The sequence below is a fragment of the Kitasatospora sp. NPDC001119 genome, from assembly GCF_053598475.1.
In genome coordinates, this window is sequence record NZ_JBSFKI010000007.1 from 220,454 (window position 1) to 242,694 (window position 22,241).

The 22,241-nt window shown below is 72.3% G+C and carries 25 protein-coding genes; 9 read left to right on the forward strand and 16 right to left on the reverse strand.

The window, feature by feature from the left end; genetic code table 11:
* Positions 1–10: 10 nt before the first annotated feature.
* The 3 genes from ACWDD9_RS11525 (at position 11) to ACWDD9_RS11535 (ending at position 2,978) form a co-directional block, all read left to right on the forward strand.
* On the forward strand, positions 11–589 hold the full coding sequence (locus tag ACWDD9_RS11525; RefSeq protein WP_082346093.1) for an NADAR family protein: 579 nt from the start codon (positions 11–13) through the stop codon (positions 587–589).
* Positions 586–1,758: a hypothetical protein gene (locus ACWDD9_RS11530; protein ID WP_449811458.1), complete on the forward strand. Its 1,173-nt coding sequence runs from the start codon at positions 586–588 to the stop codon at positions 1,756–1,758. The genes ACWDD9_RS11525 and ACWDD9_RS11530 overlap by 4 nt, the downstream gene beginning before the upstream one ends.
* Positions 1,759–1,826: 68 nt before the next feature.
* The gene (locus tag ACWDD9_RS11535; RefSeq protein WP_449811459.1) at positions 1,827–2,978 is read left to right on the forward strand and encodes a hypothetical protein; all 1,152 of its coding nucleotides are present in this window, start codon (positions 1,827–1,829) and stop codon (positions 2,976–2,978) included.
* 153 nt (positions 2,979–3,131) lie between these two features.
* Here the strand turns inward: ACWDD9_RS11535 and ACWDD9_RS11540 are convergent, their stop codons facing one another.
* Positions 3,132–4,514: a glycine--tRNA ligase gene (locus ACWDD9_RS11540; RefSeq protein ID WP_030233601.1), complete on the reverse strand. Its 1,383-nt coding sequence runs from the start codon at positions 4,512–4,514 to the stop codon at positions 3,132–3,134.
* 191 nt (positions 4,515–4,705) lie between these two features.
* Here ACWDD9_RS11540 and ACWDD9_RS11545 point away from each other — a divergent pair, with 191 nt between their 5' ends.
* From ACWDD9_RS11545 to ACWDD9_RS11560, 4 genes are read left to right on the forward strand one after another with little or no spacing between them, the layout of a single operon-like run.
* Entirely contained in the window at positions 4,706–5,749 is a 1,044-nt protein-coding gene (locus tag ACWDD9_RS11545) for a metal ABC transporter substrate-binding protein (RefSeq protein ID WP_449811460.1), read from the forward strand.
* A gap of 14 nt (positions 5,750–5,763) precedes the next feature.
* A complete protein-coding gene (locus ACWDD9_RS11550; protein WP_049651099.1) occupies positions 5,764–6,528 on the forward strand; it encodes a metal ABC transporter ATP-binding protein in 765 nt (254 codons plus the stop codon).
* Entirely contained in the window at positions 6,525–7,454 is a 930-nt protein-coding gene (locus tag ACWDD9_RS11555; RefSeq protein WP_049651098.1) for a metal ABC transporter permease, read from the forward strand. Before ACWDD9_RS11550 ends, ACWDD9_RS11555 begins: the two co-directional genes overlap by 4 nt.
* A gap of 35 nt (positions 7,455–7,489) precedes the next feature.
* Positions 7,490–7,900: a Fur family transcriptional regulator gene (locus ACWDD9_RS11560; protein ID WP_049651097.1), complete on the forward strand. Its 411-nt coding sequence runs from the start codon at positions 7,490–7,492 to the stop codon at positions 7,898–7,900.
* Between the two features lie 75 nt (positions 7,901–7,975).
* On the opposite strand, the gene ACWDD9_RS11565 is transcribed toward ACWDD9_RS11560, so the two are convergent.
* The 4 genes from ACWDD9_RS11565 to leuA form a co-directional block, all read right to left on the reverse strand.
* Positions 7,976–8,809, reverse strand: coding sequence for an isoprenyl transferase (locus ACWDD9_RS11565; protein ID WP_049651096.1), 834 nt, complete (start codon positions 8,807–8,809; stop codon positions 7,976–7,978).
* A gap of 4 nt (positions 8,810–8,813) precedes the next feature.
* Positions 8,814–9,560, reverse strand: a complete 747-nt coding sequence (recO, locus tag ACWDD9_RS11570) for a DNA repair protein RecO (protein WP_049651095.1) — start codon at positions 9,558–9,560, stop codon at positions 8,814–8,816.
* A 223-nt stretch (positions 9,561–9,783) separates the two neighbouring features.
* On the reverse strand, positions 9,784–10,479 hold the full coding sequence (locus ACWDD9_RS11575) for a hypothetical protein (protein ID WP_049651094.1): 696 nt from the start codon (positions 10,477–10,479) through the stop codon (positions 9,784–9,786).
* A gap of 239 nt (positions 10,480–10,718) precedes the next feature.
* Entirely contained in the window at positions 10,719–12,515 is a 1,797-nt protein-coding gene (gene leuA / locus ACWDD9_RS11580) for a 2-isopropylmalate synthase (RefSeq protein WP_449811461.1), read from the reverse strand.
* A 342-nt stretch (positions 12,516–12,857) separates the two neighbouring features.
* Here leuA and ACWDD9_RS11585 point away from each other — a divergent pair, with 342 nt between their 5' ends.
* Both ACWDD9_RS11585 and ACWDD9_RS11590 read left to right on the forward strand, forming a co-directional pair.
* Positions 12,858–13,877, forward strand: a complete 1,020-nt coding sequence (locus tag ACWDD9_RS11585) for a M4 family metallopeptidase (RefSeq protein ID WP_449811462.1) — start codon at positions 12,858–12,860, stop codon at positions 13,875–13,877.
* Between the two features lie 124 nt (positions 13,878–14,001).
* On the forward strand, positions 14,002–14,268 hold the full coding sequence (locus ACWDD9_RS11590) for a protealysin inhibitor emfourin (protein WP_049651101.1): 267 nt from the start codon (positions 14,002–14,004) through the stop codon (positions 14,266–14,268).
* Between the two features lie 57 nt (positions 14,269–14,325).
* On the opposite strand, the gene ACWDD9_RS11595 is transcribed toward ACWDD9_RS11590, so the two are convergent.
* The 11 genes from ACWDD9_RS11595 to ACWDD9_RS11645 all read right to left on the reverse strand — a co-directional run bounded on the left by ACWDD9_RS11595 (position 14,326) and on the right by ACWDD9_RS11645 (position 22,221).
* Positions 14,326–15,030, reverse strand: a complete 705-nt coding sequence (locus ACWDD9_RS11595; protein ID WP_449811463.1) for an alpha/beta fold hydrolase — start codon at positions 15,028–15,030, stop codon at positions 14,326–14,328.
* 123 nt (positions 15,031–15,153) lie between these two features.
* Complete coding sequence (era, locus tag ACWDD9_RS11600; RefSeq protein WP_049651090.1) at positions 15,154–16,083, reverse strand: GTPase Era; 930 nt, start codon at positions 16,081–16,083, stop codon at positions 15,154–15,156.
* A 70-nt stretch (positions 16,084–16,153) separates the two neighbouring features.
* Complete coding sequence (locus tag ACWDD9_RS11605) at positions 16,154–16,330, reverse strand: hypothetical protein (RefSeq protein ID WP_158077653.1); 177 nt, start codon at positions 16,328–16,330, stop codon at positions 16,154–16,156.
* Positions 16,331–16,490: 160 nt separating this feature from the next.
* On the reverse strand, positions 16,491–16,844 hold the full coding sequence (locus ACWDD9_RS11610) for a cytidine deaminase (RefSeq protein WP_049651100.1): 354 nt from the start codon (positions 16,842–16,844) through the stop codon (positions 16,491–16,493).
* Between the two features lie 28 nt (positions 16,845–16,872).
* Positions 16,873–17,424, reverse strand: a complete 552-nt coding sequence (locus ACWDD9_RS11615; protein ID WP_049651089.1) for a DUF4383 domain-containing protein — start codon at positions 17,422–17,424, stop codon at positions 16,873–16,875.
* Positions 17,425–17,462: 38 nt separating this feature from the next.
* Entirely contained in the window at positions 17,463–17,699 is a 237-nt protein-coding gene (locus ACWDD9_RS11620) for a hypothetical protein (protein WP_063780135.1), read from the reverse strand.
* 33 nt (positions 17,700–17,732) lie between these two features.
* The gene (locus tag ACWDD9_RS11625) at positions 17,733–19,058 is read right to left on the reverse strand and encodes a hemolysin family protein (protein WP_049651087.1); all 1,326 of its coding nucleotides are present in this window, start codon (positions 19,056–19,058) and stop codon (positions 17,733–17,735) included.
* A gap of 19 nt (positions 19,059–19,077) precedes the next feature.
* Positions 19,078–19,572 carry an rRNA maturation RNase YbeY gene (ybeY, locus tag ACWDD9_RS11630; RefSeq protein WP_049651086.1) on the reverse strand — a complete coding sequence of 165 codons (495 nt, stop codon included), beginning with the start codon at positions 19,570–19,572 and terminating at the stop codon, positions 19,078–19,080.
* 14 nt (positions 19,573–19,586) lie between these two features.
* Positions 19,587–20,621, reverse strand: a complete 1,035-nt coding sequence (locus ACWDD9_RS11635; protein ID WP_079271808.1) for a PhoH family protein — start codon at positions 20,619–20,621, stop codon at positions 19,587–19,589.
* A gap of 316 nt (positions 20,622–20,937) precedes the next feature.
* Positions 20,938–21,861 carry a ribonuclease Z gene (locus tag ACWDD9_RS11640; protein ID WP_387966256.1) on the reverse strand — a complete coding sequence of 308 codons (924 nt, stop codon included), beginning with the start codon at positions 21,859–21,861 and terminating at the stop codon, positions 20,938–20,940.
* Positions 21,862–21,867: 6 nt separating this feature from the next.
* Positions 21,868–22,221 carry a histidine triad nucleotide-binding protein gene (locus ACWDD9_RS11645; RefSeq protein ID WP_049651083.1) on the reverse strand — a complete coding sequence of 118 codons (354 nt, stop codon included), beginning with the start codon at positions 22,219–22,221 and terminating at the stop codon, positions 21,868–21,870.
* Positions 22,222–22,241: the final 20 nt, after the last annotated feature.

Genomic DNA, 22,241 nt, shown 5'->3' on the forward strand with positions numbered 1-22,241 from the left:
GACTGACGATATGAGCGAGATGCACGTGGGGGACCTGTCCACCGTCCGCAGCCGCGAGGAGTTGGCCGTGGCGATGGCCGACGGGGTGCGGCCGAAGTGGGTGATGTTCTGGGGGCACACCGAGCGCAAGGGCGGCGGGACCCGGCAGGAGTGCCTGAGCCAGTGGTGGCCCGGCGAGTTCACCGTCGACGGGGTCGCGTACGCCTCCGCCGAGCACTGGATGATGGCCGGCAAGGCCCGGATGTTCGGTGACGAGGACATCGTGCGGCAGGTGCTGGCGGCCCGCACGCCCGCCGAGGCGAAGAAGCTGGGGCGGCTGGTCAAGGACTTCGACGAGAAGGCCTGGGTGGACGGCCGGTTCGAGCTGGTGGTGGCGGGCAACGTCGCGAAGTTCGGGCAGGACGAGGCGCTGCGCAGCTACCTGCTGGGCACGGGTGACCGGGTGCTGGTCGAGGCCAGCCCGGTGGACCGGATCTGGGGCATCGGGCTCGCCGCCGACGACATCCGGGCCCAACAGCCCGCCGAGTGGCGCGGGTTGAACCTGCTCGGCTTCGCCCTGATGGAGGCGCGGGCGCGACTGGCCGCATGAGCGGGATCGCTCCGCTGCTGGACGGGACGGTCGTGGTCTCGGCCGCCGCCGCCCTGTTCCTGGCGCCGCGGGTGCTGCGGCGGGAGGCCGGGCCCGCGCGGCGCGGGCGCTCGTACGGGCCGGAGCCGGTACTGGCGGCCGTCGTCGCGCTGATCTACCTCAACCAGGTGCTCGTCGCGGTCTACGTGAACCGCGTCCACCACGGCGACGTCTCCTTCATCACCCGCTACCTCCAGCCCGGCTGGTTCGACGTGCCCCGCCTCGACGCCCTCGCCGCCCGTTTCCCCGCCCCGGAACTCCTCGCCCCGTCCGTCCTGCGGGTCCAGGCGTTCCTCGAACTGCCGCTGGTACTGCTGGCGTTCGTCGCCGTCGTCCGCCGTCTGGACCGCGCGCTGTACGTCCGGCTGGCCCGCTCGCCGCTGGTCCCGCTGGCCGCCGCCTCGTACACGGTGGCGTTCTGCGCGGTGGAGTGGGACCTGCGGAACCCGTACACCGTGGACGACCTCGTCCTGCGTACGCTCGCGGCCTGCCTCACCCCTCCCCTGATCGCCTGGCTGGCCCGACGCGAAACCGGAGCCGAACCCGGAGCCGGAGCCGAGCCCGGCTCCGAGGCCAAGCCCGTACCCGAACCCGAACCCGCCCGCGGCCTGTTCCGCTTCACCCTCGACCTGTGGGCGTACGGCCAGCTGATGCTGGTGCTGTACGACACCGCGCTGCTCTACAACCTCGCCCGGCTCGGCGACCATCTCCCCTCCGCCGCGGCCGCGTTGGCGGTGCTCGTCGCCACCCGCACCGTCCCGCCCCGAGGCCCGCACCCGCGCCCGCAACCCGGCCCGTACACCGCCACCCTCGCGGGGACGATCGGTCGGGCGCTCGCGCTGTTCCTCGTCCCCGCCCTGTCGATCCGCTACGCGGAGTCCTTCGGCACGCCCGAACTCGCCGCCCTGGCAGGGCTCCTGGTGATCGGCGCGGCGGCCCGCCGGGACGCGCCGCGGCTCCTGCTGCCCGCCCTGGCGGGCGCGGTGGTCGGATACGCCGTCGCGGCCCTCGCGCCCGGCCCGTACTACGAGGCGACCCTCCTGCGGAGCGCGACCGGCGCACTTCTCGCAACGACCGCCCTCTGCGCGCTCCTTGACACCACTCGGGCACGACTGGTCGTGCGCTCGTAACTCCCCAGCCACATACTGTCGCCAAGATGTCACGCAGTCAGGGTCCGGATGGACAGGTTGGGGCGATCATGCGCATGCGGCCGACGGAACAACCCGCGGGCGGGCAGCCGGAGGGCGAGCTGCAGGCCGCCGAACTCCGCGCGGAGCTGGACGAATTACTCCGCGCGAGCCGCTACGCGAGCCAACGCGAACGGCGCCTGAACGAGGCGATCCGGGCCACCCCGGGCCGCCAGCGGCCGGACGGGGAGCTGCTGCGCCAGCTCGCCCAGGCCCGGACCCTGCGCGAGGGCCTGGGCGCCCGCTGCCTCCAACTCAGCGACCAGCTGGAGGCGCTGGAGAGCCGGATCCGCCACCAGCACCAGCCGCCACCGCAGCAGCAGCACCCCCAGCAGCAACAGCAACAACAACAGGCCCCGCAACCGCCGCGACAGCACCACCAGCCACCCCGGCACCAGGCCCCGCCGCCGCCCGTCCGCCCCGACCTCGGCGCCCTCACCGAGCGGATCACCGCCCTCCACCGGGCCGGCTCCCTCGCCGAGGCCACCGAGGTGATCGACACGGCCGCCGCCCGCCTCACCTCCGCCGACGCGGCGCTGCTGGTCGGCATGCTGGCCCGGTACGGCCCGACCGGCGGCTCGCTCCACCTCGCCCGCAGCATCGCCCGGACCGCGCCCGACCACTCCGTCGCCGTGCTCGCCGAGCTGCGCGAACTGGGCCTGGCCGAGGAGGCGGCCGAGGTGTTCCACGCCTTCTGGGGCTACCCGGCCGCCTCCGTGCCCGGCCTGCTCTCCGCACTGGACCAGGCCGGACTGGCCGCCGACAGCGCGACCCTGCTCTGGGAGTGGGGGTCGGCGCCGATGCCCGAGCTGACCTCCCTGGCCGCCTGCCTCCAGCAGCACGGCCGCGCCGACGACGTCCGGACGCTGCTGCGCCAGGCCGCCGGCCGCTCCACCGCCGACCTCGCCGCCCTCGCGACCGGACTGCCGCCCGCACTCGCCACCCTCCTGCTGGGCGAACTGGCCGTCCTGCGCCCGCCCGCCGAGGTGGTCGGGCTGGCCACCGCCCTGGACGGCGCGGGCAACTCCGAGCTGTACGCGCAGCTGCTGGCCGCGCTGCTCGCCGACGAGGCCCGCCACCGCACCACCCTCGCCGCCCTGCGCACCGCCGGCCTGCCGACCCGCCCGCCCGCGGCCCCGCGCTCCCGCTGGGGACGCCGGTAGCGGCAGCACCGGCAGGCGGCCCGAGGACAGGGCCGAGGGCAGGCACAGGAGGCGCACCTAGGGCCCCAAAGGCCCCCGGAACAGCAAGGAGCCCCCGCCCGCCCCACCAGGGCGGACGAGGGCTCCCCCGAGCAAAAGCTCGGCCACCCGCTGCTAGCAGCCGATCAGCCGCGCGCCCAGGTACGCCTTGACCTGGTCCAGCGACACGCGCTCCTGCGACATGGTGTCGCGGTCGCGGACGGTCACCGCGTTGTCCTCGAGGGTGTCGAAGTCGACCGTGACGCAGAACGGCGTGCCGATCTCGTCCTGGCGGCGGTAGCGCTTGCCGATGGCGCCGGCGTCGTCGAACTCGACGTTCCACGCGGTGCGCAGGTCGGCGGCGAGGCCGCGGGCCTTCGGGGACAGGTCGGCGTTGCGCGACAGCGGCAGGACGGCGACCTTGACCGGGGCCAGGCGCGGGTCGAGCCGCATGCCGACGCGCTTCTCCATGACGCCCTTGGCGTTCGGCGCCTCGTCCTCGAAGTAGGCGTCGATCAGGAAGGCCAGCATGGCGCGGTTGAGGCCCGCCGCCGGCTCGATGACGTACGGGAAGTACCGCTCGCCGGACTCCTGGTCGAAGTACTTCAGGTCCTGGCCGGAGGCCTCGCTGTGCACCCGGAGGTCGTAGTCGGTGCGGTTGGCGACGCCCTCCAGCTCGGAGAACTCGCTACCGCCGAAGTTGAAGCGGTACTCGATGTCCACCGTGCGCTTGGCGTAGTGGGAGAGCTTCTCCTTCGGGTGCTCGAAGAAGCGCATGTTCTCGGTGCGCAGGCCGAGGCCGACGTACCAGTCCCAGCGCTGCTGGAGCCAGTACTCGTGCCACTGCTCGTCCTCGCCCGGCTTGACGAAGAACTCCATCTCCATCTGCTCGAACTCGCGGGTCCGGAAGATGAAGTTGCCGGGGGTGATCTCGTTGCGGAAGCTCTTGCCGGTCTGGGCGATGCCGAACGGCGGCTTCTTGCGCGAAGTGGTCTGGACGGCCTTGAAGTTGGTGAAGATGCCCTGGGCGGTCTCGGGGCGCAGGAACGCCAGGCCGCTCGCCTCCTCGGTGACGCCGAGGTGGGTCTTCAGCATGCCCGAGAAGTCCTTGGGCTCGGTGAACTGGCCCTTGGTGCCGCAGTCGGGGCAGTTGACGTCCTTGAGGCCGTTCGGCGGCGGGAAGCCGTGCTTGGCCTCGTACTTCTCCTCCAGGTGGTCGGCCCGGTGGCGCTTGTGGCAGGAGAGGCACTCGGTCAGCGGGTCGTTGAAGGTGGCGACGTGGCCGGAGGCCTCCCAGACCTCGCGGGCGAGGATCACCGACGAGTCGAGTCCGACGACGTCCTCGCGGGCCTGCACCATCGCGCGCCACCACTGGCGCTTGATGTTCTCCTTGAGCTCGACGCCCAGCGGCCCGTAGTCCCAGGCGGCACGCGTGCCGCCGTAGATCTCGCTGCAGGGGTAGACGAAGCCACGGCGCTTGCTCAGGCTGACGATCGTGTCGATCTTGTCGGCGGCCACAGTGCTCTCTTCAGTACGTACGGCACGGTCAGGGCACGGCTGGTTGCGCGTACCCGAATACCTCAGGTTACCGGCCATACGGGTACGTGATTCAAATCGGTATCGTCCGGCCGCTCCCACCCTCCGTCACCTCTCGTTCACCCGTCCGAGTGATTTGACAATCATTTCCATGTGAGATGAGAATGATTGTCATGATGATCGGACTGCCTCGACTCGGACTCTCCCGCCGCACCCGCCGCTCCATAGCCCTCGGCACCACCGCGCTCGCCGCCTCCCTCGCCCTCACCGCCTGCGGAGGCAGCAGCAGCGCCGACAGCGGCGGCGGCCGGCTGAAGGTCGTCGCGTCCTTCTACCCGATGGAGTTCCTGGCCCAGCAGATCGGCAAGGAGCACGTCGCGGTCACCGACCTGACCGCCGCCGGCGTCGAGCCGCACGACCTGGAGCTCACCGCCAAGCAGGTCGGCACGGTCCAGAAGGCCGACGCGATCATCTACCTCAAGGGCCTCCAGCCCACCGTCGACCAGGCCGTCGCGCAGTCGTCCAGCAAGCACAAGATCGACGCCACCGCCGCCAGCCCGCTGGTCGACCACCACCTCGACGAGGGCACCGAGGCCGGGGGCGCGGCCGACGGGGCCCACGGGGCCGACGGCCACAAGCACGAGGACACGGCCGGCGACCCGCACATCTGGCTCGACCCGACCCGCTACGCGGCGATCGCCAAGAGCGTCGGCGACGAGTTCGCCAAGGCCGACCCGGCGCACGCCGAGGACTACCGGAAGAACACCGACGAGCTGGTCGGCAAGCTCACCGCGCTCGACCAGCAGTTCCGGGACGGGCTGAAGGACGCCGGGACCCGGACCTTCGTCACCAGCCACGCCGCCTTCGGCTACCTCGCCGACCACTACGGCCTCACCCAGGTCGCCATCAACGGCGTCGACCCGGAGTCCGAGCCCACCCCGGCCCGCCTCGCCGCGGTGCAGAAGGCCGCCAAGGACAACGGCGTCACCACCGTCTTCTTCGAGACCCTGGTCAGCCCCAAGCTCGCCGACACCGTCGCCAAGGACCTCGGCCTCAAGACCGCCGTCCTGGACCCGCTGGAGGGCGTCAAGGACCCCGCCAAGGACGACTACCTGACCGTCATGAAGCAGAACCTGGCCAACCTCCAGGCCGCCCTCGGCGCCCCGGCCGGAACCGCCCCGGCCGCCACCACCCCTGCCCCCACCCCCGCGAACTGACGGGACCGAGCACCATGACCGACCCGATACCCCCGGCCGTCCGCCTCCGTGACGCCGTCGCCTCGCGCGGCGGCCGGCCGGTGCTGCGCGGCGTCGACCTCACCGTCCGCCCCGGCGAGGTCGTCGCCCTGCTGGGCGCCAACGGCTCCGGCAAGTCGACCACCGTCAAGGCCGTGATCGGCTCCGTCCCGCTGGAGCGGGGCACCCTGGAGCTGTTCGGCACCCCGTACGGCTCCTTCCGCGCCTGGCACCGGATCGGGTACGTCCCGCAGCGCACCACCGCCGCCTCCGGCGTCCCCGCCACCGTCCGCGAGGTGGTCTCCACCGGACGGCTGCCGCAGCACCGGCTGCTGCCCTTCCGCCGCCGGGACCGCGAGGCGGTGGACCGCGCGCTGGCCGCCGTCGGCATGCTGGAGCGGGCCGGGGACGGCGTGGCCGACCTGTCCGGCGGCCAGCAGCAGCGGGTGCTGATCGCCCGCGCCCTGGTCGGCACCCCCGACCTGCTGATCATGGACGAGCCGATGGCCGGCGTGGACGCCGCCAGCCAGCAGGTGCTCGCGGACACCCTGCGCGCCGAGGTCGGCCGCGGCGCCTCCGTCCTCCTCGTGCTGCACGAACTCGGGCCGCTGGAGCCGCTGATCGACCGCGCCGTGGTGCTGCGGGACGGCTGCGTCGCCCACGACGGCCCGCCCGTGCCCAACACCGGGCTGCACGCGCTGCCCGGCCACGACCACGTCCACCCGCACGCCGACCTGACCCCGCCGAGGCTGCTGGCATGACCGAGATGCTCTCCTACGACTTCATGCAGCGGGCCCTGCTCGCCGCCGTCCTGGTCGGGATCACCGCCCCGGCCGTCGGCATCTACCTGGTGCAGCGCCGCCAGGCGCTGATGGGCGACGGCATGGGCCACGTCGCGATGACCGGCGTCGGCCTCGGCTTCATCTTCCAGACCAGCCCGGTCTGGATGGCCGTGCTGGTCTGCGTGCTCGGCGCCGTCACCATGGAGCTGGTCCGCTCGCGCGGCAACCAGCGCGGCGACATCGCCCTCGCGATGCTCTTCTACGGCGGCATGGCCTGCGGCAAGCTGCTGGTCTCGATGTCCGCCCAGGCCGGGGCCGGCTCGCTGGAGAGCTACCTGTGGGGCTCGATCCTCACCGTCGCCCCCGCCGACCTGGCCACCATCGCGGTGCTCGGCGCGGTGGTCGTCGCGGTCACCGTGGGCCTGCGCCGCCAGCTCTTCGCGATCTGCCAGGACGAGGACTTCGCCCGGGTCACCGGTGTGCCGGTGCGCACCCTCAACCTGCTGCTCGCGGTGATGGCCGCGGTCACCGTCACGGTCGCCATGCGCGTCGTCGGGCTGCTGCTGGTCAGCGCGCTGATGGTGGTCCCCGTGGTCGCCGCCCAGCAGCTCACCCGGTCCTTCGCCGCCACCCAGGCCGCCTCGATCGCGCTCGGCGTGGTCGTCTCGCTGGCCGGCGTCACCGGCTCCTACCACCTGGACGTGCCCTCCGGCCCGGCCATCGTGCTGCTCGCCATCGCGGTCTTCGCGGTGTTCAGCCTGCTCGCCGCGCCGCTCGCCCGGCGGCGCCACCGCGGCACCGGCGAACACGGGCCGAAGGTGTGCGACGTCGAACTGCCGGAACAGGCCTCCGGCGAACCGTCCGGCACGACCACACCTGAGGGGCGGGCGGGGCTGGCACAATGATGTGCGAGACGCCCACGACCCCAGGAGGACCCACGGTGACCACCGCAGGCCCGTCGCCGCGCGCCCGCTCGACCCGGCAGCGAGCCGCCGTCTCGGCGGCCCTGGACGAGATCGCGGACTTCCGCAGCGCGCAGGAGCTCCACGACCTGCTCAAGCACCGCGGGGACTCCGTCGGTCTGACCACGGTCTACCGCACGCTCCAGTCGCTCGCGGACGCCGGCGAGGTGGACGTGCTGCGCACCGCCGACGGCGAGGCGGTCTACCGCCGCTGCAGCAGCGGGCACCACCACCACCTGGTCTGCCGGCACTGCGGCGCGACCGTCGAGGTGGAGGGTCCCGCGGTGGAGCGCTGGGCCAACTCGGTCGCCGCCGAGCACGGCTTCAGCGACATCGCGCACACCCTGGAGATCTTCGGGACCTGCGCGGAGTGCGCCAAGAAGGTCTGAGGCTCGTCCACACGCGTACGGCGAAGGGGACCCACCGGGCAGATCCCGGTAGGTCCCCTCTGTCGTACGCGCCCGTCAGCGCGGGGACGGCACCGGCGCGCCGACCTCGTTCGGGATCGCCCCGCCGAAGCGCCGGTCGCGCATCGCGTACTGCTCGCAGGCGCGCCACAGGTCGCGGCGGTCGAAGTCCGGCCAGAGCACGTCCTGGAACACGAACTCGGCGTAAGCCGACTGCCAGAGCAGGAAGTTGGAGGTGCGCTGCTCCCCGCTGGGGCGCAGGAACAGGTCCACGTCCGGCATGTCCGGGTGGTACATGTACTTGGCGAGGGTCTTCTCGCTGACCTTCTTCGGGTCGAGCTTCCCGGCCGCGACGTCCAGGGCGAGCGCCTGCGCCGCGTCGGCGAGTTCGGCCCGGCCGCCGTAGTTGACGCACATGTAGAGCGTGACGGCGTCGTTGTCCTTGGTCTGCTCCTCGGCGACCTGGAGCTCCTGGACGACGCTCTTCCACAGCTTGGGCATCCGGCCGGCCCAGCGGATCCGCACGCCCATCGCGTCCATCTCGTCGCGGCGGCGGCGGATGACGTCCCGGTTGAAGTTCATCAGGAACTTCACCTCGTCGGGCGAGCGCTTCCAGTTCTCGGTGGAGAACGCGTACAGCGAGATGTTCCTGACCCCGAGCTCGATCGCGCCCTTGAGGACGTCCAGCACCACGGACTCGCCGACCTTGTGGCCCTCGGTGCGGGGCAGTCCGCGCTCCTTGGCCCAACGGCCGTTGCCGTCCATCACGATGGCGACGTGGTCGGGGACCAGCTCGCCGGGGATCTTCGGGGGCTGTGCGCCGCTGGGGTGGGGGGTCGGGGGGACGTACGTCCTCTGCTTGCCGCCGCCGAAGAGCCGTCGCGCTGCCATGTGCTCACTTCTCCACGTATCTCATCGAGCGGATGCCCCGCTCCAGGTGCCACTGCAGATAGGCCGCGACCAGGCCGCTGCCCTCCCGCCAGTACCGCGGCTCGCAGGCGTCGGCCGTCTGCCAGTCCCCTGACAGCAGCGCCCCGAGCAGTACCAGTGTCTCAGGGGAGGGTACGGCACATCCGGGCACTCGGCAGTCGCCGCAGAGCACCCCGCCCGCGGGGAGGGAGAAGAAACGGTTCGGCCCCTCCAGGCCGCATTTGGCGCAGTCGGTGAAGCTCGCGCCGTACCCGTTCACCGCGAGCGAGCGCAGCAGGAAGGCGTCCAGCACCAGGTGCGACTCGTGCACCCCGGCCGCCAGCGTGCGCAGCCCGCCGACCAGCAGCAGGTACTGCTGGACGGCGGGTTCGCCCTCGTTCTCGGCGAACCGCTCGGCCGTCTCCAGCATCGCGGTGCCGGCCGTGTAGCGGCCGTAGTCGGTGACGATCGAGCCGCCGTACGGGGCGATCGTCTCCACCTGGGTGCAGAGCGGCAATCCCCGGCCGAACAGCTCACTCCCCCGGCTGAAGAACTGCACGTCCACGTGCGAGAACGGCTCCAGCCGGGCGCCGAACTTGGACTTGGTCTTCCGCACCCCGCGCGCGACCGCCCGCACCTTGCCGTGCTGGCGGGTCAGCAGGGTGATGATCCGATCGGCCTCGCCGAGCTTCTGCGCCCGCAGCACGACGCCGTCGTCCCGGAAAAGACTCATGGGGACCATTCTCCCCCACCCGCCCCCGGCTCCGGACGGCCCCGCCCGCCCGCACCGGGCTCCGGACAGCCGTGTTGCCCGCACCGGCGGTCGTGGGGGAGACCACGGCGGTGCGGGTCACGGCGGGCCCGGGGTGGGGAGGCCAGGCCCGTTGTGGGGGATTCCGAGGTGGTCTGAGGTGGTCCGCGGATCTTCGGAGGTGGACGGTACGGAGAGGCGGTCGCTACTGGTACGGCGTCCTGGTCGCCGCCTCCAGCAGCGCCCCGACCCGGGACCGCGGCAGGTCCAGGCAGCGCCCGACCGCGGCCAGCGCCTCGCGCTCCTGCGGCAGGTAGCGGCCGTCCGCCAGCGCGATCGCCGCGCCCTGCAGCAGCAGCCGCTCGCGGCCGGAGTGGGCCAGGTGCGGGGTGAGCGGTTCGACCACGGCGTGCAGTTCGACGGCCAGGCCGCCGGCCTCCGCCAGCCCCCGGCCGGGGGGCGCCTCCAGGTCGTGGGCGTGGTAGAGCTCGCCGCCGAGCCCGGAGAGCGCGGCGAGCGCGGCCAGCACCTGGGCCTCGCCGCAGTCCTCGAACCCGGCCTCGCGGACCGCCGCGCAGGCCGCCTCGCGGGCCGCCCGGTGGGCGGTGCCGCCGGCCGCGAGCATGGCCAGCGCGATGGTGTACTGGGCGTCCCGCAGCATCGCGCCGAGGCGCACGCAGGTGGGCTGCTCCAGGCTCTCGACGCCGTACCGGCCGTGGCAGCTGGTGCACTGCACGCTGCCGAGCACCGGCCCGAGCGGGACCACCGGGGTCCCCAGCAACCGCAGCCACCGCCGGCCGTGCTGCCGGCGGTAGTTGCGGTCCCCGCCGCAGCCCGGGCAGAAGAAGTCACCGAGAACGTCAGTCCGCCACCGCGGGCGAACACCCCACAACCTGGTCACGGCGCCACTCCCCAGACATGGCAGGCGGCCTGCTCGACTATGGGCAGGTCACGCGACCGGACACCGAGGCCGTCCCACCGACCCGGCTTTCCGGTGGATCGATGTTGCCACGGTTACCGGCACGTGTCAGTACCTCGAACGGCTTCCGATTCGAAAAAATGTGGCGCAGGCCACAATCCGGGGCGGGGACGACGAAGGGCCGCCCCGTGGGACGGCCCTTCGCATACCACCCGTTCGAATTAGCCGCGCTGCGAGCGGTTGACGGCGCTGATCATGGCCTTCAGCGAGGCCAGCACGGTGTTGCCGTCGATGCCCACGCCCCACAGCACCTTGCCGTCCACCGCGCACTCCACGTACGCGGCGGCCTGGGCGTCGCCGCCCTCGCTCAGCGCGTGCTCGGCGTAGTCCAGGACGCGCACGTCCACGCCGATCCGGGCCAGCGCGTCGGCGAAGGCCGAGACCGGGCCGTTGCCGGTGCCGGTCAGGGTCACCGGGGCGCCGTCCACCCGGGCCTCGGCGGTCAGGGCGTCCCGGCCGTCCTCGGTGGTCAGGGTGCGCGAACCGCTCAGCGAGATCCGGCCCCACGGGTTGCCGGTGGTCGGCAGGTACTCGTCCTCGAAGACCCGCCAGATCTCGGCCGGGCTGACCTCGCCGCCCTCGGCGTCGGTCTTGGCCTGGATGATCCGGGAGAACTCGATCTGCATCCGGCGCGGCAGGTCCAGCTTGTGGTCGTTCTTCAGCACGTACGCCACGCCGCCCTTGCCGGACTGGCTGTTGACCCGGATGACCGCCTCGTAGGTGCGGCCGACGTCCTTCGGGTCGATCGGCAGGTACGGCACGCCCCAGGTGTGCTCCTCCAGCGGCACCCCGGCCGCCTTCGCGTCCGCCTCCAGGGCGTCGAAGCCCTTCTTGATGGCGTCCTGGTGCGAGCCCGAGAAGGAGGTGTACACCAGGTCGCCGGCGTACGGGTGGCGCGGGTGCACCTCCATCTGGTTGCAGTACTCGGCGGTGCGGCGCACCTCGTCGATGTCGGAGAAGTCGATCTGCGGGTCGATGCCCTGCGAGAACAGGTTCATCCCCAGCGTCACCAGGTCGACGTTGCCGGTCCGCTCGCCCTGCCCGAACAGGCAGCCCTCGATCCGGTCCGCGCCCGCCATGTAGGCCAGCTCGGCGGAGGCGACGGCGGTGCCGCGGTCGTTGTGCGGGTGCACCGACAGGCAGACGAACTCGCGGCGGGACAGGTGGCGCGACATCCACTCGAACTGGTCGGCCTGGACGTTCGGGGTGGCCCGCTCGACGGTGGCGGGCAGGTTCAGGATGATCTCGCGGCCCTCGCCCGGCTGCCAGACGTCCATGACGCCCTCGCAGACCTCCAGCGCGAAGTCCAGCTCGGTGTCGACGAAGATCTCCGGCGAGTACTGGTAGCCGAAGACGGTGTCGTCGCCCAGCAGCTTCTCCGCGTACTCCATCACCAGCCGGGTGCCCTCGGTGGCGATCGCCTTGGTGGCCGCCCGGTCGTTGCGGAACACCACCCGGCGGAACAGCGGCGCGGTCGCGGCGTACAAGTGGACGGTCGCCCGCGGGGCGCCGACCAGCGCCTCCACCGTCTTCTCGATCAGGTCCTCGCGGGCCTGGGTCAGCACCGAGACGGTGACGTCCTCGGGGATCGCCCCCTCCTCGATCAGCGACCGTACGAAGGCGTGGTCGGTGGCCCCGGAGGCGGGGAAGCCGACCTCGATCTCCTTGTAGCCCATGGCCACCAGCAGGTCGAACATCTTGCGCTTGCGGGCCGGCGACATCGGGTCGATCAGCGCCTGGTTGCCGTCCCGCAGATCGGTGGACAGCCAGCGCGGCGCCTTGGTGATCACCTTCTCCGGCCAGGTGCGGTCCGGCAGGTCGACGGTGCCGAACGGCAGGTAGCGCCCGTGCCGCATGCCCGAGGGCTGCTGGCGCACCGAGGCGGCGGTGATCGGGGTGGGGCGGTCGACGAAGGGGCGGCCGGCGGGGGCGGACGCGGCGGAGTTCTGCTCGGTCATGGAGGTGACTCGGCTTCCTGTGATGCGTGGTGCGGGCGGGTCGGGGGTGGTCAACACCTGGTCAACACCGACTGGCCGGCCTCTGCTGCCGCTCGCGATACACCCTTGGATCGCCGATTGCGCGCACAGCACGTTCCCCGCGGCGAGGGTGCCGGCCCCAGTGGACTACAGGCCCTCGACGCGGCAGCTAAGAAGAAGCAGCCCGTTGCGCATGATGGGCCCAGCGTAACCCAGCACCGCGCGCCCCCGAAGTGATCCGGGCCACCGTTCCACCCCTTGAGACGCAGACCGGTCGTGCCGGAGGTGGTGACAATCGGTCATCGAAGCCTCACCCTGGGCAACATGACCGCAGCAGCACCGTTCTGCACGATCGTCCCGCCGTTCGTCCTGGACCGCCTCGCCGAGGCCGGCCACGAACCCGCCGTCCACTCCCTGGCCCTCGACGCGGCGCACCGCGCGGCCCGCCTCTCCCCGCCCCCGCCCGTCGCCGCCCCCGGTCTCAACCGGGTCGTCTACGACGCCGGCCACGGCCAGCGGCTGCCCGGCCGCTCCGTGCGCACCGAGGGCCGCGCGGCCTCCTCCGACAGCTCCGTCAACCACGCCTACGACGGCCTCGGCGCCACCTTCGCGCTCTACGCCGACGTCTTCGGCCGGCACTCGATCGACGACCGCGACCTGCGGCTGGACGCCAGCGTCCACTACGGCCGCGACTACGACAACGCCTTCTGGAACGGCCACCAGATGGTGTTCGGCGACGGCGACAACGTGGTGTTCGGCGACTTCACCGCCTGCGTCGACGTCATCGGCCACGAACTCACCCACGGCGTCACCCAGTTCACCGCCGGACTGGACTACCAGGACCAGCCCGGCGCGCTCAACGAGTCGGTCTCCGACGTCTTCGGCTCGCTGGTCAAGCAGTACGCGCTGCGCCAGGCCGCCGCCGACGCCGACTGGCTGATCGGCGCCGGCCTGCTCGCCCCGGGCGTCCAGGGCGTGGCGCTGCGCTCGATGAAGGCGCCCGGCACCGCCTACGACGACCCGCGGCTCGGCAAGGACCCGCAGCCCGCGCACATGCGGGACTACGTGGACACCTCCCAGGACAACGGCGGGGTGCACATCAACTCCGGCATCCCCAACCACGCGTTCTACCTGCTGGCCACCGCGCTCGGCGGCTCGGCCTGGGAGCGCGCGGGGCGGATCTGGTACGACGCGCTGACCGGGCGCACGCTGCCCGCCGACGCCGACTTCACCGCCTTCGCCCGGGCCACCGTGGCCGCCGCCAGGGCCCGCTACCCCGACGACCGGTCGGTCGTGGACACCGTCACGGCCTCCTGGGCGCAGGTCGGGGTCAGCCCGGGGTGAGCGGGGCCGCGGACGGCCCCGGGAGTACGCCTGAAGGGTGGTTGAGACCGGGTTGAGGCGGGCTTAAGGTCACGGTCCGGGAAAAGCCCGGCAAACCCCCTCCCCGGGTAGCACCATGGACACCATGCGTATCCAGGTGACCCGGACCGGCGGCTTCGCGGGGATCGTCCGCCAGGCGGAGATCGACACCGCCGACCGCACGGACGCCCCGCACGTGCACGCACTCGCCCGCGAGGCCGTCGCGGGCGGGCTGCGCGCGCCCTCGTACGGGGTGCCGGACGGCTTCCACTACGAGATCACCGTCGACGGCCGGTCGGTGTACTGCGCCGACCCGAAGCTCACCGACTCGCAGCGCGAGCTGGTCTCCCTGGTGCTGCGCGAGGGCGCGTAGCACCAGGGAGCCCGCGGTCGGGGCCTTATGGGGCCTGTCGGGCGGCGGCCCCCGGGGTCAGAGCCAGCCGTCGAGCGCCGCCAGGAAGCCGGCCGGGTCGTCCCGGTGGACGGTGTGGCCCGTGCCGGGGACGGTGCGCACCTCGAAGCCCCGGGCAGTGAGCTCCTCGGCGCTCGCCGCGTCCACCAGCATGCTGCCGTCGGCCAGGACCACCAGCGAGGGCACCGCCGGCCGGGCCGGCAGGTCCGAGCGCTGGTCGGCCAGGGCCAGCGCCGAGTCCTCGTCCCAGGCGGCCGCGGCGGCGATCTCGTCGTCCACGTCGGCCGGTTCCCAGGTCGGGCTGAGCGCCACGACCTGCTCCCGGGTGAGGTGCCGCAGCTGCGCCATCACCCGCGGGTCCATCCCGGTCTGGACGAACCGCCAGGCCGGGTCGACGTACACCGCGCGGGCCGGCTTCAAACGCTCGACCGCGTCCGCCAGGACGATCCCGCCCAGCGAGTGGCCGATCGCGAGCTCGACACCGGCCGGCAGGCTCTCCAGCAGGTCCTCGGCGTACGCCGCCAAGGGGTAGCGCTCCAGCGCGGTGGCGCCGGTGCCGCGCGGGCTGGCGCCGTGCCCGCGCAGGTCCACGGCGAGCACCCGGTAGCCCCTCCCCGCCAGGGCCGGGCCGACCAGCCGCCAGGTGCGGTGGTCGGACATGATGCCGTGCACCAGCACGGCCAGCCGGTCCCCGCTGCCCCACTCCCGGGTGTGCAACTCCATCGCGGTGTAACCCTTCTGACGTCGCGTACGGCCGGACCACGGCGAAGGCCCGCCCGGACGCACAACGTCCGAACGGGCCCCAGGCCTCCCGGCGGCCCGAACTCCCTCGTCGGGAGCCCGGGTTCAGAAGCCGAGCTTGCGCAGCTGCTTGGGGTCGCGCTGCCAGTCCTTGGCGACCTTGACGTGCAGGTCCAGGTAGACCGGCGTGCCGAGCAGCGCCTCGATGTGCTTGCGGGCGGTGGTGCCGACGTGCTTGAGCCGCGCGCCCTTGGCGCCGATCACGATCGCCTTCTGGCTCTGCCGCTCGATGTAGACGTTGGCGTGGATGTCCAGCAGCGGGCGGTCCGCCGGGCGGCCCTCGCGCGGGAGCATCTCCTCGACCACCACGGCCAGCGAGTGCGGCAGTTCGTCGCGCACGCCCTCCAGCGCGGCCTCGCGGATCAGTTCGGCGACCATGATCTGCTCGGGCTCGTCGGTGAGGTCGCCCGCCGGGTAGAGCTGGTCGCCCTCCGGCAGCAGCTTGGTGAGCAGGTCGGCGACCAGTTCGACCTGCTTGTCGCCGACGGCGGAGACCGGGATGATCTCGGCCCACTCGAAGCCCAGCTCGATGCCGAGCTGGTGGATGGCGATGAGCTGCTCGGCCAGGCGCTTGGAGTCGACCAGGTCGGTCTTGGTGACGATGGCGACCTTCGGGGTCTTCTTGATCCCGGCGATCTCCTTGGCGATGAACTTGTCGCCGGGGCCGATCTTCTGGTCGGCGGGCAGGCAGAAGCCGATCACGTCGACCTCGGCCCAGGTGGTGCGGACCAGGTCGTTGAGGCGCTCGCCGAGCAGGGTGCGCGGCTTGTGCAGACCGGGGGTGTCGACCAGCACGAGCTGGGCGTCCGGGCGGTGCACGATGCCGCGCACGGTGTGCCGGGTGGTCTGCGGGCGATCGGAGGTGATCGCGACCTTCGTCCCCACCAGGGCGTTGGTCAGGGTCGACTTGCCCGCGTTGGGCCGGCCGACGAAGCACGCGAACCCGGAGCGGTACGAGGAGGAAGGGGCATTCATGGGCTCCATTCTCCCTGATCACCGGAGCCCCGCCGTCCGGGCCCACCCCGCGGGGGTGTCCGGGGCGCGCTCAGCCCTTCTTCCCGGCCTTCCCGCCCTTGCCGGAGGTGGGGATCAGCGAGACCACCACCAGCACCAGCAGGAAGCCCAGCGAGCCGTACAGCCAGAGCTCGGACCCGGTCTCCTGCCATTTGCCCAGCCCCATCACGAACAGCACCAGCCCGGCGAAGAACGCCACCGCCCCCATGCCCCAGTCCCCTCACCGAGTCCGCTCCCCCGGTGAGATTATCTGCAAGGCCTGGGCTCCAGGACCATGCCGTCCGACAGCGCCGTACGGGGCACGCGGCGGGGCCGCCGAAGGCCCGCCAACGGCCCCCGGCGGCCCCGTACGGGCCCCTCGACGGGCCTCAGCGCGCCTCGGCGGACACCCGCAGCGTCCCGTCCGGCCCGGCCAGCAGCACGGGCGTCCCGGCCCCGCCCAGGTCCCGTACGGCCGCCAGGTCCGTCTCGGCCGGCTGCTCCGCCTCGCTCACCACGGCCGCCGCCTCCAGCGACCGGGCGCCGCTGGCCACCGCCATCGCCACCGCCGTCTGCAGGGCGCTCAGCCGCAGCGACTCCAGCGCGACCGTCCCGGCCACGTAGGTGCGCCCGGTCTCGTCACGCACCGCGGCCCCCTCGGCCACGCCGTTGCGGGCGCGGACCGAGCGGGCCAGGGTGATGATCTTCTTGTCTTCGGGGTCGAGCTCGACGATGTCACTCATGCCGCCGAGCATAGGCACCCCGCGCCGTTCAGTGGCCGACCGGGTGGGTGGGCCCCGGGTTCGGCTTGAGGACCTTGACGAAGGTCTTCGCGGCGCCGCTCGGCCGAGCCTCCTCGCGCTCGATCCGCTGCCGCCAGTACGGGTTGTCGTGCGGCAGGTGGCCGCTCACCCGGCCGTACATGCCGAAGGTCGTCAGGACGATGCCGAAGATGAACGCGAACAGCACGTTCGACATCCGGAAGTTGAGGATGTTGGCGTCCGGCCGCCCGAGCACCGTCAGGCCGTAGAAGCCCGACAGGACGAACAGCACGCCCACCGCCATGTTGAGGTTGGACGCGAAGTTCCCGCCGACCACCGCCCCCAGCACCAGGACCGCGCCCGCCACGATGGACAGGATGCTCAGCGCCCCGTTGGTCGACAGCCCGGCGATCCGGTCGCCGTGGGTGGCCAGGAATCCGGGCTCGCCAGCCAGCCCCAGACACCCGAACACGATCAGGAAGACCCCCCCGAGCCCCGCCCCGACCCGCCACACCATGGCGAGCCGACGGTCGACGGTGGGCAGTTCGTCTTGCAGCTTCATGGCGACCTCCAGAGCTCGGCCATGGTCCAGCCGGGTGCCTAGCTGTAGGGGTGGCTCCCCTGCATGTGCGGCACCTCGTGCATGTAGAGCGAGCCGCACTGCTGGCAGCAGCGCAACCCGGTGCCCCACTCCTCCTCGGGCCGCGTCTCGGCGTCGTCGGACATGGTCCGGCCGCAGAGCGCCACCGACAGGTCCTCGTCCCGCACCACGTGCCAGGACTTGACTCCGCCGGCCGCCCCCTGCGGGCCGTACTCCGCGCGAAGTTTGTGCGTCATGCCCTCCATGGTCGCTCGGCGACCGCCCACCCGCTACTCGCCCGCCGGCTCCTCGGCGTCCTCGGTGCGGCGGACGGGGGCGGCGACCATCGAGCCGATCCGGTTGCGGCGGCCCGCCGAGGACTCGGCGGTCAGCAGGATGCCGGACAGGCCGCCCTCCACCGGGTCGGGCAGCGGGATCTCGCAGGAGGAGCCGGGGATCGGCACCCGGCCCAGGTGCTTGGCCAGCAGGCCGCCGACGGTCTCGACGTCCTCGTCCTCCAGCTCGATGCCGAACAGCTCGCCCAGGTCCTCCACCAGCAGCCGGGCGGTGATCCGGTACGAGCCGTCCCCGAGGTCCTCCACCGGGGCGATCTCCCGGTCGTACTCGTCGGTGATCTCGCCGACGATCTCCTCCAGGACGTCCTCGATGGTGACCAGGCCGGCCGTGCCGCCGTACTCGTCGATCACGATCGCCACGTGCGAACGGCGCTGCTGCATCTCGCGCAGCAGGTCGCCGGCCGGCTTGGAGTCCGGGACGAAGACGGCCGGCCGTATCACCGCGCCGACCTCCTCGGACTCCGCCTCCCGGTTGATGTGGGTGCGCCGCACCAGGTCCTTGAGGTAGACGATGCCGACCACGTCGTCCTCGTTGTCGCCGACCACCGGGATCCGCGAGAAGCCCGAGCGCAGCGCCAGGGTCAGCGCCTGCCGGACGGTCTTGTGCCGCTCGATCATCACCAGGTCGGTGCGCGGCACCATCACCTCGCGCACGATGGTGTCGCCCAGCTCGAAGACCGAGTGCACCATCCGGCGCTCCTCGTCCTCGATCAGGTCGTCCTTCTCGGCGAGGTCCACCAGGGCCCGCAGCTCCGCCTCCGAGGCGAACGGACCCTCCCGGTAGCCCTTGCCCGGGGTCAGCGCGTTGCCGAGCAGGATCAGCAGCCGCGGGATCGGGCCCAGCACCGCGGCCAGCGGCAGCAGCACGAAGGAGGCCGCCGTCGCGGTGGTGAGCGGGTGCTGGCGCCCGATCGTGCGCGGCGAGACCCCCACCGCGACGAAGGACACCAGCACCATCACGCCGAACGCCAGCAGGACGGCCTGCCAGGTGGGCGTCACGTTGCGCACGCACACCACGGTGACCAGGACGGCCGCCGCCATCTCGCTGGCCACCCGGATCAGGGTGGCCAGGTTGAGGTAGCGGATCGGGTCGGAGGCGACGGTCAGCAGCCGCGCGGAGCCGCGCCGACCGCTGCGCACCGCCTCCTCCGCCCGGAACCGGGAGACCCGGGAGATGCCCGCCTCGGCGCACGCGGCCAGCCAGCCGAGCACGACCAGCAGCACGGCACCGAGGATGAAGCTCGTACTCTCACCACTCACAGGGGTTCGGGCTCCGCGCTCAGTGGGTGGTGGGGGCCGGGGAGATGCCGCCGAGGCCCCGGCCCGTCCGCCAGTCGTCCAGGATGCGCTTCTGGAGAGCGAACATCTCCTCCTCTTCCTCCGGCTCCTCGTGGTCGTAGCCGAGGACGTGCAGCACGCCGTGCACGGTGAGCAGTTGCAGCTCCTCGTCCATCGAGTGCTTGGAGGGGGCCGCCAGGCCCTGCTGCTCGGCGACCTCGGGGCAGAGCACGATGTCGCCGAGCAGGCCCTGCGGCAGCTCGTCGCCCTCCTTGCCGGGACGCAGCTCGTCCATCGGGAACGACATCACGTCGGTCGGGCCGGGCAGGTCCATCCACTGGATGTGCAGCTCCTCCATCGCCGCACTGTCCACCAGGATCACGGACAGTTCGGACTGCGGGTGGATCCGCATCTTGTCCAGTGCGAAGCGGGCGACGTCGAGGATGGCTTCCTCGTCGGCCTCCCAACCGGACTCATTGGCGATGTCGATCGACATGACGGGCTGTGTGCTCAGCTTTCGGTGCGATGGGACTGGCGGGGTGCGCGGGGTGCGCGGGGCGCCGTGGCCTTGCCGGGGCGCCGCTGGGCGGGCTTGCGGGCCGCCGGGGCGGCCTCCTCCGCCTCCTGGCGGGCGTCCCAGCGCTCGTAGGCGTCCACGATCCGGCCGACCAGCTTGTGGCGGACCACGTCGGTGCTGGTGAGGACGGAGAAGTGGATGTCGGGCACGTCGGCCAGGATGTCCTGGACGACCTTGAGACCGCTGCGGGTGCCGCCCGGGAGGTCGATCTGGCTGGTGTCGCCGGTGACCACCACCCGGGAGTTGAACCCGAGGCGGGTGAGGAACATCTTCATCTGCTCGGGCGAGGTGTTCTGGGCCTCGTCGAGGATGATGAAGGCGTCGTTGAGGGTGCGGCCGCGCATGTACGCGAGCGGGGCGACCTCGATGGTGCCGGCCGCCATCAGGCGCGGGATGGAGTCCGGGTCCATCATGTCGTGCAGCGCGTCGTACAGCGGGCGCAGGTACGGGTCGATCTTCTCGTAGAGGGTGCCGGGCAGGAAGCCCAGCCGCTCCCCCGCCTCGACCGCCGGGCGGGTCAGGATGATCCGGTTGACCTCCTTGGCCTGGAGGGCCTGGACGGCCTTGGCCATCGCCAGGTAGGTCTTGCCGGTGCCCGCCGGGCCGAGGCCGAAGACGATCGTGTGCTTGTCGATCGCGTCGACGTAGCGCTGCTGGTTGAGGGTCTTCGGGCGGATCGTCCGGCCCCGGTTGGACAGGATGTTCGCGGTGAACACCTGCGACGGCGCCGGGCTGTCCGGGTCCTGGCTGCGGATCATGGCGATGGAGCGCTCCACGGAGTCCTCCGTCAGCGGCTGGCCGGTGCGCAGCACCAGCATCATCTCGGTGAAGAGCCGTTGCACGAGGGCGACCTCGGCCCGGTCCCCGGTGGCGGTCACCTCGTTGCCGCGGACGTGGATGTCCGCGGCGGGGAAGCCCTGCTCGATCACGCGCAGCAGCGAGTCCGCGGTGCCGAGCAGGGTGACCATCGGGTGCTTCTCGGGGATCACGATCCGGGCGCTCACACGGCCGTCGTCGGTCGTTTCGGGGCGCGACTGTCCGTTGGTACGGGTCTGCGATGTGTCACTCATAGGTCGGCGCTGGGGCCTGCCTCATCCCATCCGTGGTCTCGGGTGCCGCTGGGTGTCTCCGGGGCACCAGGGTACGCCGCGAGCGTGATCGCCGTGGCGGGCGGCGGGGCCGCACCCGACGATGCTCCGGCAGATCGCAGGCCGACGCGAGCCCATTTTTTTCACCGGGGACACTGCCGGGACTCTCCCGTGCCGCTCCGGTTCCCCGGGCCGGTCACGACGGGCGGCGGGCCGGCACCGGCACCCGGTCGAGGTCGGCGGCCAGCACCAGCTCCCCGTCGAAGTGCTTGCGGGCGTCGGCCAGGTGCTGGCCGAGGTCCGGGTAGCGCTGGGAGAAGTGGGTCAGCACCAGGGTGCGCACCCCGGCCTCGGCGGCGGCCTTGGCGGCCTGCCCGGCGGTGAGGTGGCCGTGTTCCTCGGCGAGCCGGGCGTCGGCGTCGGTGAAGGTCGCCTCGACGACCAGCAGGTCGGCGCCCTCGGCCAGCGCGTACACGCCGTCGCACAGCCGGGTGTCCATCACGAAGGCGAACTTCTGGCCCGGCCGCGGCTCGCTGACCTCGGCCAGGGTGACGGTGCGGCCGTCCGCCTCGATCGCGCCCTCGTGCTGGAGCCGGCCCACCGCCGGGCCGCGCACGCCGAGGGCGGCCAGCCGCTCCGGCACCAGCCGCCGGCCGTCCGGCTCGGACAGCCGGTAGCCGAAGGACTCCACCGGGTGGTCCAGCCGGACGGCGTCCAGCGCGAAGCGGGCGCCGGGCGCCGGCAGCGGCCCGGGCTCGTCGATCGGCCGGGGCCGCAGCACGGCCGTCTCGTGGTAGGCGGTGGAGTGCCGCAGCCGCTCGAAGTAGACCTCGCCGGAGGCCGGGAAGTAGACGTCGACCGGGTGCGGGACCCGGTCGAGGTTGATCCGCTGGATCACCCCGGCGAGGCCCAGGCAGTGGTCCCCGTGGAAGTGGGTGACCGCGATCCTGGTGATCTGGGTGGCCGTCACCCCGGCGTGCAGCATCTGGCGCTGGGTGCCCTCGCCGGGGTCGAACAGCAGGCCCTCGCCGTCCCAGCGCAGCAGGTAGCCGTTGTGGTTGCGGTGCCGGGTGGGCACCTGGCTGGCGGTGCCGAGGACGACGAGTTCGCGCTGGGACACCTGCGGTCAGACCATGCGCTCGGTCATCGACATGCCGCCGAGCACGTGGACGTGCGCGTGGAAGACGGTCTGCCCCGCGCCGGCACCGGTGTTGAAGATCAGCCGGTAGTCCTCGATGCCCTCGTCCGCGGCCACCGCGCCCGCCTCGGCGAGCAGTTCGCCGGCGGTCTCCGGCTCGGCGGCGGCCAGCGCGGCCGCGTTCGGGTAGTGCGCGTGCGGGATCACCAGCACGTGCACGGGAGCCTTGGGGGCGATGTCGCGGAAGGCGAGGGTGCGCTCGGTCTTGCGCACCACGGTCGCCGGGATCTCGCCCGCCACGATCTTGCAGAACAGGCAGTCGGGCTGCGGCTCGCCGGCCATGGCTCTCTCCTCGGGATCGG